This window comes from Flavobacterium panacagri (assembly GCF_030378165.1).
Lineage (GTDB): Bacteria > Bacteroidota > Bacteroidia > Flavobacteriales > Flavobacteriaceae > Flavobacterium > Flavobacterium panacagri.
The window spans coordinates 879,837-893,285 of the sequence record NZ_CP119766.1; the positions used below are offsets into that span (position 1 = coordinate 879,837).

At 38.2% G+C, this 13,449-nt stretch carries 6 protein-coding genes; 4 read left to right on the plus strand and 2 right to left on the minus strand.

Features of this window, described 5'->3' with window-relative positions:
• Positions 1–50 precede the first annotated feature (50 nt).
• Positions 51–2,732, minus strand: a complete 2,682-nt coding sequence (locus P2W65_RS04095; protein WP_289663695.1) for a zinc-dependent metalloprotease — start codon at positions 2,730–2,732, stop codon at positions 51–53.
• A gap of 191 nt (positions 2,733–2,923) precedes the next feature.
• Between P2W65_RS04095 and P2W65_RS04100 the strand changes: the two genes are divergently transcribed.
• From P2W65_RS04100 to P2W65_RS04115, 4 genes are all read left to right on the plus strand, one after another.
• Entirely contained in the window at positions 2,924–3,853 is a 930-nt protein-coding gene (locus P2W65_RS04100) for a bifunctional riboflavin kinase/FAD synthetase (protein WP_289663696.1), read from the plus strand.
• A gap of 115 nt (positions 3,854–3,968) precedes the next feature.
• The gene (locus P2W65_RS04105) at positions 3,969–4,406 is read left to right on the plus strand and encodes a hypothetical protein (RefSeq protein WP_091494255.1); all 438 of its coding nucleotides are present in this window, start codon (positions 3,969–3,971) and stop codon (positions 4,404–4,406) included.
• A gap of 174 nt (positions 4,407–4,580) precedes the next feature.
• Complete coding sequence (gene bioB, locus P2W65_RS04110; protein WP_289663697.1) at positions 4,581–5,669, plus strand: biotin synthase BioB; 1,089 nt, start codon at positions 4,581–4,583, stop codon at positions 5,667–5,669.
• 81 nt (positions 5,670–5,750) lie between these two features.
• Positions 5,751–6,617: a cupin-like domain-containing protein gene (locus P2W65_RS04115; RefSeq protein ID WP_289663698.1), complete on the plus strand. Its 867-nt coding sequence runs from the start codon at positions 5,751–5,753 to the stop codon at positions 6,615–6,617.
• Positions 6,618–6,666: 49 nt separating this feature from the next.
• Here P2W65_RS04115 and P2W65_RS04120 read toward each other — a convergent pair whose 3' ends face one another.
• Positions 6,667–12,819, minus strand: coding sequence for a DUF8693 domain-containing protein (locus P2W65_RS04120; RefSeq protein WP_289663700.1), 6,153 nt, complete (start codon positions 12,817–12,819; stop codon positions 6,667–6,669).
• Between the last annotated feature and the right edge of the window lie 630 nt (positions 12,820–13,449).

Consider the following 13,449-nt stretch of genomic DNA (forward strand, 5'->3'; position numbering starts at 1 on the left):
AAAGTAAGTTTTGGAATTTGGATTTTAAAGTATTGGGGTTTTAATCAATCTTAGTTTACTAAAATCTTCCTGACGATTCTTTTTTCTCCGTCGTCAACTGTAACGAGATAAAGTCCAGAAGGCACATTTGGCAGCTGAATATCCTGAATAAAATATCCTGATCCCTGAAAAGTATTATTATAGACATATTTCCCTAAAATATCGTGTACATATATTTTTACTTCTTTTATAGAATCTCTGCTGAACTGAATCGTAAAACGCCCTTTGCTTGGATTAGGATATAAAGCAAAATCAATATTTTCAAAATCAGAATTTCCTAATGTATAGGTTTTATTACAAATATTCACCGAAGCCGAATTTATAGTCCCTAATGCTCCTGTAACGGCATCACGAACCCCAAATGTCCAAGTTCCTTGAGGATTTTCATTATTAAATGCAGTCAAAGCACTTGCTGGAACCACAATCTGGTTTGTTGTTGTACCGCAGTTTAAACTAGTGCCACTGTCATCAAACTGAAGCGCTAAGGTTGAATTAGTAGTACCACAGCTTTTATTAAATAAACTTACAACCGTTCCGCTTGGGCTTACGATCTGCATTTCAAGATCTGAAAATCTTGCATGGGTAACATTCACAGAAACATTTACATCTGAAACTGTTCCCGTCGAAGTTGGCACATTAACAGTTTTATTGATAAAAGTAGACGTATTATCTGTAGAATAACCGCCTTCAAAATTATAGGTCGAACAGGTTGTTGCAATAGAATACCCTATGGCAAACGAAGTTCGATTTACAGCATAATAAATATTATTTACGGGTTCAATTAAAAGTCTGCAATTGGTAGACGCTTCAATGTCTGATGGAACTAATATCGTTTCTGAACCATCATTTGCAGTAGCAGAAGCTAGAGTGATCGGAAATGTCAAACCGCCATCTAAAGACAATTTGATATTAACATTTGAGGATCCTGGAAGTGCATTAGTATTATTGACATTCCAAGTAATAACTTGAGCAGATCCTTTGCTCCAGGCTACATCTCCATTATTTTGTGAAGTTACTGCGAAAGGCCCTGCTGCCGCACTTACAGTAACTACCATAGCATCTGCACCCGTTTGTGCTGTTCCAATTGGCGCATTATCTCTTCCTGTCAAAGTAAAATTCATTGTCTTAGCAATAGAAGAAACTGACTCCCATGAAGTGGTAAGCGTATTGCTCAAAACAGAACTCAAAGCTGGCATATAACGAATCGGTGAAGTTGTCGGCTTAAAAGATCTAAACATGGGGCCGTTTGGTTTTGTTGGATAAGTCAAACTATTGTCTCCTGAAGTATTAATGGCGCTATCATATTGTTCCCAAGTATAAGTTATAGTGCCGCCTTCTGGATCAGAACCTGTTCCTTTTAAAACAAATGGAGTGCTAATCGGAATCGTATAATCAGCTCCCGCATCTATGACAGGCGGATTATTCGTTATTGGCGTAGAAACTGGACAAGTCTTTGTTGCCAAATTATTCTGAATCTGATTAATACTGGCATAAGAAAAATAATCATCCGAATTATTCTGAATATTATAACCTCTTGTTACACCAGCATATGCCATGATAGTCGAGCCACTTCCAGGCTCATAACTTGTTCCTAAACCTTCCAGTTCATAAGAAAAAGTATGAGAACCTCCCAATTGATGCCCCATTTCATGAGCCACAAAATCAACATCAAAAGTATCCCCCTGAGGTCTTCTATCTGAAGGAGAAGTATACGCTGAACCTTTTGCTAAAGGATTACTAGAAGTTGGATTCACACAAACACACCCTATACAATTTGCGTTACCTCCTCCTCCTGAAGCTCCAAACAAATGTCCGATATCATAATTTGCATCTCCAATTACACTGCTCAAAGTAGTCTGAACTTCTTTTCCCCAAGTCGGATTAGTAAGAGCCGCTCCTGCAGCTGCGTCAGAATAAGGATCTGTTCTAGAATCTAAATAAATTACATCTTCATTATTCGCTATCAAGACTAGCTTTACAGAAAGATCTCTATCAAAAATTCCATTTACTCGAGTTAAAGTTGCATTCATACCTGCCAATGCTCCCGCCTTTGTTCCGCCAAAATAAGTGGTATATTCTGCCGTACACGATAAAGCTAAACGAAACGTTTTAAGCTGTTGGGTATTTGAAGCTGTTTTTGCAGTTGCTGAAGATTTATTTTCAGAAATTGAATTGGCTGTTTTGCATTCTAAACGCATTTTCGAATCTGCATTATCTGCGGATTTAAACAAAACATATTCTGCTTTATTATCTGGATTCTGTTCGATATATTCTGTTGGCTTATCTACACGAAAAACCATGGTCTGCATTCCGATTGGAGCAACACTAAAATGAATTTTAGCATTTTTATCATCTATTCCTCTTCCTTCATAAGCTCTAATTTCTGGATATTTAGCCTGCAATTCTGGATCAAAATTAGAGGATTCCCTAACAGAGAAACGTTCTAAAGTTCCCTCTGTGTTTGGAATTGTGATCTCAGTTTCAGCACTAGAGGCCAATTTACTGGTTGTCGATGTCAATTTCGCGTTAAGCAGATCTGCATTTAACATAAAATAAAGCTTGCCCGAACCTGAAACATTTGCTTTTCGCGAAAGCGATGAAGAAGAAGTTACTTTCTGCCACAAAACGTCATTCTGAGCATTTACTGCTACATTGCAGAAAATAAGAAATATATAAAGTAATTGTTTTTTCATACCCTAAAATTATTACATCAAAATTACTTCAATTAATTTAGATTGTGCAATATATAAGACAATTAATCTATTTTCATCGACGAGTAGGCTTATTTTCACAAAAAGAAATTAAACTTAGCTAATAATTCAATTTCGCAGTATTAAATTTAAAACAGAATAGTATAAATTTGCAGCATCTTAAATAATTTGTTTTGAAGCTCTTTCATTCTATAAACGATTTTCAGTCGACCAAGAAAACAATCTTAACTCTTGGTACCTTTGACGGCGTGCATATTGGTCACAAAAAAATTCTAGAAAGAATTACACAGAATACTGAAAATGGGAAATACGAAAGTTTGGTTCTTACCTTCTTTCCACATCCAAGAATGGTTCTTCAAGAAAAATCAGAGATTAGACTGCTCAATACCATCAGTGAAAAAACAGAACTGCTTGAAGCAACTGGTATTGAAAATTTAATCGTTCATCCTTTTAACGAAAGTTTTTCAAGATTGACTGCTGAAGAATTTGTGCATACCATTTTGGTTGATAAATTTCAGATTCAGAAAATAATCATTGGACATGATCATCGTTTTGGACGCAACCGAACTGCGAATATTGATGATTTAATTGCTTTCGGCGAAGCATACGGATTTGAAGTAGAACAAATTTCTGCTGAAGAGATTCAGGATGTTTCAGTAAGTTCAACCAAAATCAGAAAAGCTCTAAACGAAGGCAATATGGCTTTGGCTAATGAATATTTAGGATATCAATATTTTCTAAGTGGAACTGTGGTAAAGGGAAAACAATTAGGTAGAACAATCGGCTTTCCAACAGCAAACATTCATATTGAAGAAGATTACAAACTAATTCCAAAAATTGGTGTTTATGTTGTAAGAGCAGTTGTGAATAACCAAATTGTTTACGGTATGATGAATATTGGTTATAATCCGACAGTTAACGGAGACAGACAAACCATTGAAGTGCATCTTTTTGATTTTGATGAAGATATTTACGATCAAAACATAAAAGTTTCATTACTTCGCTATATTCGTGAAGAGCAGAAATTTGGTTCTGTTGATGCTTTAAAAGCACAGCTCAATCAAGATCGAAACGAAGCTTTGGCCTTTATAAATCTTCTTTAAAAACCAACATCAATAGTTTTTACCATTTTTAAATCATCGTAGTTATTTTTTTAGTAAATTTGATAGAACACTGTTTTTCAAATATTTACTATTAACTTCTTTAAAAGTAACCACTATGAAACTACCTAAAGAAATTACCAACGGTTTTTTGATTTTTCTCGGAATAGGCATTTACTTTTTACTAATGAATGTTTTGGGTTTAGCAGATTTGTTTTATTTAAGAACACTTAATGTATTCTTTATATTTTACGGTGTTAACAGGACAATGCAGATGAACCTTCATGAGGGAGAAACCAATTTTGTATCGAATGCTGTTTCTGCAATGGCTACTTCTGTGGTCGGAGTATCGCTAAGCGTATTTGGATTATTGGTCTACAGCTACGCTCGAGGCGGAGACGCTTACGTAAGAACTTTATCTGAAACGTTTATGTTCGGAGGAGATCCATCTGTACCAACTTATTGCATTTGTTTATTGTTTGAAGGAATCGCTTCATCGGTAATTGTGACTTTAATGATGATGTTGTATTGGAATAACAAATATGCGGCTGATTAAGTAATCAGAATAAAAACCACTTTTTAAACACTCAATAATCATAGAATTAAGAAATTTTATGATTATTGAGTGTTTCTTTTTTGAAAAAAACTCAAAAATATCCATTTCGAATAGTCTTCTATATCTGTTGTCGTAATTTACTTACTTTTAATATTACAAAAAAACAATTTATCCATGAGCATTAAAAAACACAATTGGACAAAAGACGAAATTATTGCCATCTACAACAAACCTTTAATGGATTTGCTTTATGAAGCGGCAACAATTCATAGAGAGCAACACGACCCCAATGTTGTTCAAGTATCTACTTTACTTTCTATAAAAACAGGCGGTTGTCCAGAAGACTGCGGTTATTGTCCGCAAGCTGCAAGATACAATACAGGAGTTGAAGGAAATGATTTAATGAGTGTAAGCCAAGTAAAAGCACAGGCATTACGAGCAAAATCAAACGGATCTTCACGTGTCTGTATGGGTGCGGCTTGGAGAAACGTGAAAGATGGTGAAGAGTTTGATCAGGTTTTAGAAATGGTTCGCACCATTAATAAACTCGACATGGAGGTTTGCTGTACTTTAGGAATGTTAACCGAAAACCAAGCTAAACGTCTGGCAGAAGCTGGTTTGTATGCTTACAATCACAACTTAGATACTTCTGAAGAATATTATAAAGATGTGATTTCAACTAGAGGTTTTGAAGACCGCTTACAGACTATTGAAAATGTTCGTAAAACCAATGTTACGGTTTGCAGCGGTGGCATTATCGGAATGGGAGAAAGTATTGAAGACCGTGCGGGTATGCTTGTGGCACTTTCCACTTTAAATCCGCAGCCAGAATCTGTTCCTATAAATGCTTTAGTCGCTGTTGAAGGAACTCCAATGGAAGAAGAACAACCAGTTGAAATTTGGGAAATGATTCGAATGGTCGCTACCACAAGAATTGTAATGCCCGAAACACAAGTTCGATTGTCTGCCGGAAGAACCAATATGTCACGCGAAGGCCAAGCTATGTGCTTTTTTGCAGGAGCAAATTCAATATTCGCAGGAGACAAATTACTTACTACACCAAATCCAGATGTAAATGAGGACATGAAAATGTTTGAAACTCTAGGAATGGTTGCTCAAAAACCTTTTATAAAAATAATGCAGCCTAAAACGGTTGAAGCTGCCGATTCTCAATTTAATGATTTGGGAGAAAAACCAAAATGGTCAAGACCCAAACATACTATTGAAAGAAATATTGAAGCATCGATCAAATCAAAAATTTAGTCAAAAGAGTTCATAATTCTCAATAAATATTTTTAAATTGCTTGTAGCTCAGAGTTATAAGCAATTTTTTTTATTAGAAAAATGAAATTAAAACAAATAGAAAGGGTCAAAAAAATTTCTAAAGAAGATTTTATTTCCCAATATGTAAAAAAACAAATTCCTGTTGTTGTTGAAGAGCTGACAGAAGACTGGCCAGCTTATCAAAAATGGAAATTATCCTATATTAACGCTATTGCAGGTGATATTACAGTTCCTCTTTATGATGATCGTCCTGTAAACCATGAAGAAGGATTTAATGAAGCTCATTTAAAAATGAAAATGAGCGATTATATCAATCTTTTAGAATCTAAACCTACCAACTACCGTATCTTCCTTTATAATTTAATGAAAGATGTGCCAACGTTAAGAAATGATTTTTTATGGCCGGAAATTGGTTTAAAATTAGTCAAACAATTGCCAATGCTATTTTTTGGAGGAGAAAATGCCAGAGTGTTTATGCATTATGATATTGATTATTCTAATATTCTGCATTTTCATTTTCACGGAGAAAAGCAGTGCATGATTTTTGCTCCAGACCAATCCAAATACATGTATAAAGTTCCGCATGCTTTAATTTCGAGGGAAGACATTGATTTTGATAATCCCGATTACGAAAAATTTCCAGCGCTCAAAAATGCAGAAGGTTATATTACTAATTTAAAACATGGCGAAATGTTGTATATGCCCGAAGGATATTGGCATTATATGAAATATTTAACACCAGGATTTTCAATGAGTCTTCGTGCATTCCCGCGAAATATTGCCAATTTATCCAAGGCTGCTTATAACGTTTTTATTATGCGGCATTTTGATATTATGATGCGAAAAATAAAAGGCCAGAAATGGATTGATTATAAAAACAAAAAAGCAATTACAAATACCCACGAAAATTTAAAGCGTTCGGCATAATAGGAAAAAAGTCAGTTGAGTTTTTAAATTTCTCAACCGACTTTTTTATTTAATCCATAATTATTTTTTTTGTCACAGTATGTCCATTATCCAAAGTTACTTTAACCAATAATACCTGTGGTCCAGACCTTAAATTATTAATAACCCATTCTTTATTGTTAATTCCTTTTTTATTATACAATAATTTACCTCCAGAATCGTAAATGGAAGTTTCTTCAAGATTTTCAGTTTCCGAAAAGGATTGCAGTTTGATGTTTTTATCTTTTACTGAAACGGAAACACTTCCATCAAAAGTGGTAAATTCTTCATTCCCTAAAGTAACAGTAGGATCTGCATATCGAAGTACAAAACGTTTATTAAAAGATCCTATTCCAGTTGTAAAAGTATAACCTCCTGTGGTAAGATTGTGCAATTTCTTAGTTACATTATCTTGAAGATAGATTGCCTGATTACTTAAATTCCCATCGCTGTGATCTATAGCTATCGTAAATTCTCCTTCTAAAGCAGATCTATATCCTAATGGAATTGTATCGGATACCGTAAACGGAAGTGCCCTGCCTTGAATTACAAGTTTTTTGTTTTCATTTATACTGTAGAAATCTGCATATTGAAGTGCATCCAGACTTACAGCATCAAAATTATTATCCCAAAAATTTGTGGCTCCTGTAGCATATCCAATTAAAAGCTGCTTAAACACTCCTTGGGTATTGTATAAATTTAACCAAACACGATGTTTTTCTATCTCAGTAGTTTGACCCGATTTAAAAAACTGACTATTACGACCAGCAACCCGCATAGAATTAGTAAAAAGAGATTTATTATTTGTTCTTGCCCTAACTATAAACCCTTGTCCTGCTGCAATGTAACCATCCGGTACGCTTTGATTTCCAGGATTTGGTGCTGGAGTTCCTACCATGCCACCAACCGTAACACTACCAGACAAGTTATAAATAGCATAATCATCATCACTATAATAAAGATAATGTTCTCCCGGAACACTTTGTTGAGGCAGTGTATTGTGTGTCCAGATATATATTGTTCCGTAAATATTATCCGAATTGTCATGAATGAATTGATCCGCATAAATGGCTGATGGGTATGGATTGCCAAAAAGACTGTATCTCCCAGCAACAACATCCGGCCCCAAAATATCTCCATTATTAGGGACACCAACAAATTGACCCGGATATATCTGAGGTGTATTGATATCATAGACCTGTGGAGCTCGAATACTATAGCCTTTTCCTTTCATCATTTCCTCATTTCCGTTATAAATAATTACCCATGCACTTACTGGATCATATTTAAAAAATTTATCTCCTAATGTAGTTGGCGTTAAATCATAAAGTTTAAATGCCGGAACTCTAGTTACTGGAGATGACCAATGCGTAAGGTCATAGCGTCTTACAGGTTTTGTCTCTCTTTTATAAATAATATTTCCTTCGTTAACTGAGTTTAAAACCTGAACTAAACTTGAATTATTTTCAAACATAAAAACACCGTTGCCTAAAACTTTTACTTCATTTGTGACCGTAATTGTATTTGTGCCTTCAACAATTAAAGAACCTTCATTTTGTATTGTTAATCTATTGGCAAAGAAAGTTCCATTTGTACCCGAAATAATCGGGTTATTTACTACGTCTGGAATATCAACACAATCCGAAGCTAAAGGAACTCCTTCTGGAGTCCAATTTGCTGGATTGCCCCAACTTGTATCGACATTCCCATTCCACACTTTAGCAATAAATGAATTTATTGTAATTAATGTTGATGGAGATTCACAACCCGTTGTTGTGTTTTTCACTTTTACATTATAATTTCCCGAAGCAAGGCCTGTAAATATCCCTGAAGTATTAGTAAAATCAACTCCATCGATACTATAAGAATAACCTGTTCCTGTAGCTGGAGAAGTAACTGTTATTGTGCCTACATTATCCTGACAGGTAGGCTGCTGGGTAGCTGAAGCCGTCGGAGCAGCAGATACACCGTTTATTAATATTGTAAACGCATTTAAAACTGAAACACAGCCATTGGCATTTTTTACAGTCAAGTTTCCCACATAGGTTCCTGCAGCTGTTCCTGCCGGAATAGAAATACTGATTGGACTTGCTGGTAATGAAGCGTCTGTAACTGCGACAAAACTATTGGTCGGGCTTGCATTCCATGTTATGCTGTAAGTGGTCGGAGAGTTGGTTACTGCCGTATAATTTAAATTCGTTGTCTGGGCTGAAGCACTCGAACAGACTGCCCCAGCTGTTCCAAGTGTAATGGTCGGAAGCGGATTCACTGTAACAGTAAAAGTATTTACAGCCGACACGCAGCCGTTGGCATTGCGCACTGTTAAATTACCCGTATACGTTCCCGCCGCCGTGTTTGCTGGAACAGAAATACTGATTGGACTTGATGGTAATGCGGCATTCGTAACTGCGGCAAAACTATTGGTAGGACTTGCATTCCATGTTATGCTGTAAGTGGTCGGAGAATTGGTTACCGCCGTATAATTTAAATTGGTCGTCTGGGCTGAAGCACTCGAACAGACTGCCCCAGCTGTTCCAAGTGAAATCGTAGGAAGCGGATTCACTGTAACCGTAAAAGCATTTACTGCCGAAACACAGCCGTTGGCATTGCGCACTGTTAAATTACCAGTATACGTTCCCGCCGCCGTACCTGCTGGAACAGAAATACTGATTGGACTTGATGGTAATGTGGCATTCGTAACCGCAGCAAAACTATTGGTAGGACTTGCATTCCATGTTATGCTGTAAGTCGTCGGAGAATTGGTTACTGCCGTATAATTTAAATTCGTTGTCTGGGCTGAAGCACTCGAACAGACTGCCCCAGCCGTTCCAAGTGTAATGGTCGGAAGCGGATTCACTGTAACTGTAAAAGCATTTACTGCCGAAACGCAGCCGTTGGCATTTTTTACTGTCAAGTTACCCGTATAGGTTCCTGCTGCTGTTCCTGCCGGAACAGAAATACTGATTGGACTTGCCGGCAATGCGGTATCTGTAACCGCAGCAAAACTATTGGTAGGACTTGCATTCCATGTTATGCTGTAAGTCGTCGGCGAATTGGTTACCGCCGTATAATTTAAATTCGTTGTCTGGGCTGAAGCACTCGAACAGACTGCCCCAGCTGTCCCAAGTGTAATGGTCGGAAGCGGATTCACTGTAACCGTAAAAGCATTTACTGCCGAAACGCAGCCGTTGGCATTGCGCACTGTTAAATTACCAGTATACGTTCCCGCCGCCGTACCTGCTGGAACAGAAATACTGATTGGACTTGCCGGTAATGTGGCATTCGTAACTGCGGCAAAACTATTGGTAGGGCTTGCATTCCATGTTATGCTGTAAGTCGTCGGAGAATTGGTTACCGCCGTATAATTTAAATTGGTCGTCTGGGCTGAAGCACTCAAACAGACTGCCCCAGCCGTTCCAAGTGTAATGGTCGGAAGCGGATTCACTGTAACGTTAAAAGTATTTACAGCCGACACGCAGCCGTTGGCATTACGCACTGTTAAATTTCCCGTATAGGTTCCTGCTGCCGTTCCTGGCGGAACAGAAATACTTATTGGACTTGCCGGCAATGCAGTATCTGTAACCGCAGCAAAACTATTGGTCGGGCTTGCATTCCATGTTATGCTGTAAGTGGTCGGAGAATTGGTTACTGCCGTATAATTTAAATTCGTTGTCTGGACTGAAGCACTCGAACAGACTGCCCCAGCCGTTCCAAGTGAAATCGTAGGAAGCGGATTCACTGTAACGGTAAAAGCATTTACTGCCGAAACACAGCCGTTGGCATTGCGCACTGTTAAATTACCAGTATACGTTCCCGCCGCCGTACCTGCTGGAACAGAAATACTGATTGGACTTGATGGTAATGTGGCATTCGTAACTGCGGCAAAACTATTGCTCGGGCTTGCATTCCATGTTATGCTGTAAGTGGTCGGCGAATTGGTTACCGCCGTATAATTTAAATTGGTCGCCTGGGCTGAAGCACTCAAACAGACTGCCCCAGCCGTTCCAAGTGTAATGGTCGGAAGCGGATTCACTGTAACGGTAAAAGTATTTACAGCCGACACGCAGCCGTTGGCATTACGCACTGTTAAATTTCCCGTATAGGTTCCTGCTGCCGTTCCTGGCGGAACAGAAATACTTATTGGACTTGCCGGCAATGCAGTATCTGTAACCGCAGCAAAACTATTGGTCGGGCTTGCATTCCATGTTATGCTGTAAGTGGTCGGAGAATTGGTTACTGCCGTATAATTTAAATTCGTTGTCTGGACTGAAGCACTCGAACAGACTGCCCCAGCCGTTCCAAGTGAAATCGTAGGAAGCGGATTCACTGTAACGGTAAAAGCATTTACTGCCGAAACACAGCCGTTGGCATTGCGCACTGTTAAATTACCAGTATACGTTCCCGCCGCCGTACCTGCTGGAACAGAAATACTGATTGGACTTGATGGTAATGCGGCATTCGTAACTGCGGCAAAACTATTGCTCGGGCTTGCATTCCATGTTATGCTGTAAGTGGTCGGCGAATTGGTTACCGCCGTATAATTTAAATTGGTCGCCTGGGCTGAAGCACTCAAACAGACTGCCCCAGCCGTTCCAAGTGTAATGGTCGGAAGCGGATTCACTGTAACGGTAAAAGTATTTACAGCCGACACGCAGCCGTTGGCATTACGCACTGTTAAATTTCCCGTATAGGTTCCTGCTGCCGTTCCAGCGGGAACGGCAATACTGATTGGACTTGCTGGTAATGCTGTATTTGTAACTGCTGCAAAACTATTTGTAGGGCTTGCATTCCATGTTATGCTGTAAGTGGTCGGCGAATTGGTTACTGTTGTATAAGTTAAATTGCTTGTCTGGGCTGAAGCACTAGTACAGACTGCTCCCGCAGTTCCAAGTGAAATCGTAGGAAGCGGATTCACTGTTACAGTAGCTACACTAGATTCTACACTATTGCATACACCGTTCTGCACTATAGCTTTAAATTGAGTTGTCTGGGTTAATGCTCCTGAAGTATAAGTAGTGAGCCCAGCTGTACTTGCAATATCTGTCCAAGTAGAAAATGGACTAACAGAAGATTGCCATTTTACAACTGTCCCTGTTTGTCCAGATAATGTTAAAGCACCACTTGTAGCACCACTACAAATAGCACTTCCACCCGCTAGTGTTCCTCCAACACTTGCCGCTACAACTGTTACATTAGCCGCAGCTGCCCCAGTGATTGGAGAGCTACAAGTACCCGATGTAATATTTTTTATTGTTATGGTACTTGTTCCTGGCGTGTTAAAACCAGAAGCTGTAAAATTTCCTGTTCCAGCTGTAGTAACCGTCATCGGAGCTGTTAAAGCTGTTCCTGTTGGATTAGTTCGATCATACGTTACAGTATAATTACCAACTGGCAATAGTGTCGGAGTTGATGATAATACCACTGCAGAGTAACCATCTGTTACACATGCATTACCTGGTGCTGTTCCAGAAATATTGTAAGTTGGACATGTATATGTTATTTTTATCTGTCCATTTCCGCCATTTCCGCCTTTATTATTACCAAGACCCAATAAAACAAGACCGCCGCCTCCGCCGCCGCCTGGTAAACCACCATTGCCACCATTTCCTGCTAAAGTTGCTCCATTACCACCAGCTCCACCGCCAGTAACTATTGCACCTCCAGCATTACCTGATGCGGCATTACCATTTGACGCGGTACCTGCACTACCTCCTCCACCTCCTGAATATAGCAAAGTAAGGACAAGGCTTCCATTGGCTCCATTTCCACCATTATGGGTAGAACCAGTACCACCTGTTCCACCAACGCCAACAGTTCCTCCAGTACCTCCGCTTGTTCCCCCCAAACCTCCATTTGCGGATAATGTCGCAAAAGTAGAAGCCGTTCCTGCGACACCATTTGCTGTAGTTCCTATTCCTCCTGAACCAACCGTATAATTTAGGGTAGTATTTGGGGCTACGGTGAGTATAGATTTACTGTAACCACCTCCACCTCCTCCTGCTGCTGAACTACTAATATCATTTCCCCCTCCAGCTCCACCAGCTCCCCAGCATTCAGCCGTTATAGAGGTAAGTCCAGCCGCAACGACAAATGTACCTGGTCCAGTTGCTGAAAATGTAGTAGTGGTCTGAGACCATGAATAAATACTGATAAAAATGAAAATCAAAGGTAATTTTAGTCTCATGATAGTAAGATTAAGATTAAAACAATAATTATTCTGTACGGTTTATTGGAAAATGTCTTTTTCGGATTTGGAACTTCTAGATAAATTCCACTACGGATTTAAAACATAAATATCCTGCTGAATTTCTTTAGCTTATATTTTAGCCGATTTTAAAAAAGGAAAATTTTGTATTGAATTGAAATTCAAATGAGTATTTGTGCTTATACGAGAAGAATATAGATCCTTAACTAATAATTCAGATGCTGCGACTTCACTAGCTCTCAAGTCTTCTATAATGATTTTATACAGATCTGGCGGAAGAATTGATGATCTATTTGCAGTAAATGGATGCGGTAAATTGCATGCTTGTAGAACACCGCAAAAAATAAGTGAGATTAAGATCAAATTGTATATTAAATCTAAATTTGATCGCCTCTTATTGTGGGTTTGAAATTTCGTAAAACCTAAGAGATTCAATATAGTAAGCAAATCTTTTTTCATATTGTGGTATTTTATTAATTGAAAAAAATAAATTCAAACTCAAAAAAAGATTAATTGCAAAATAGGAAGGATTAAAAATTCGGCTGAAACATCAGAAAGAATTCCTTCTTATTGGGAATTAACTTATGGCACATAAAAAACATTAACTGA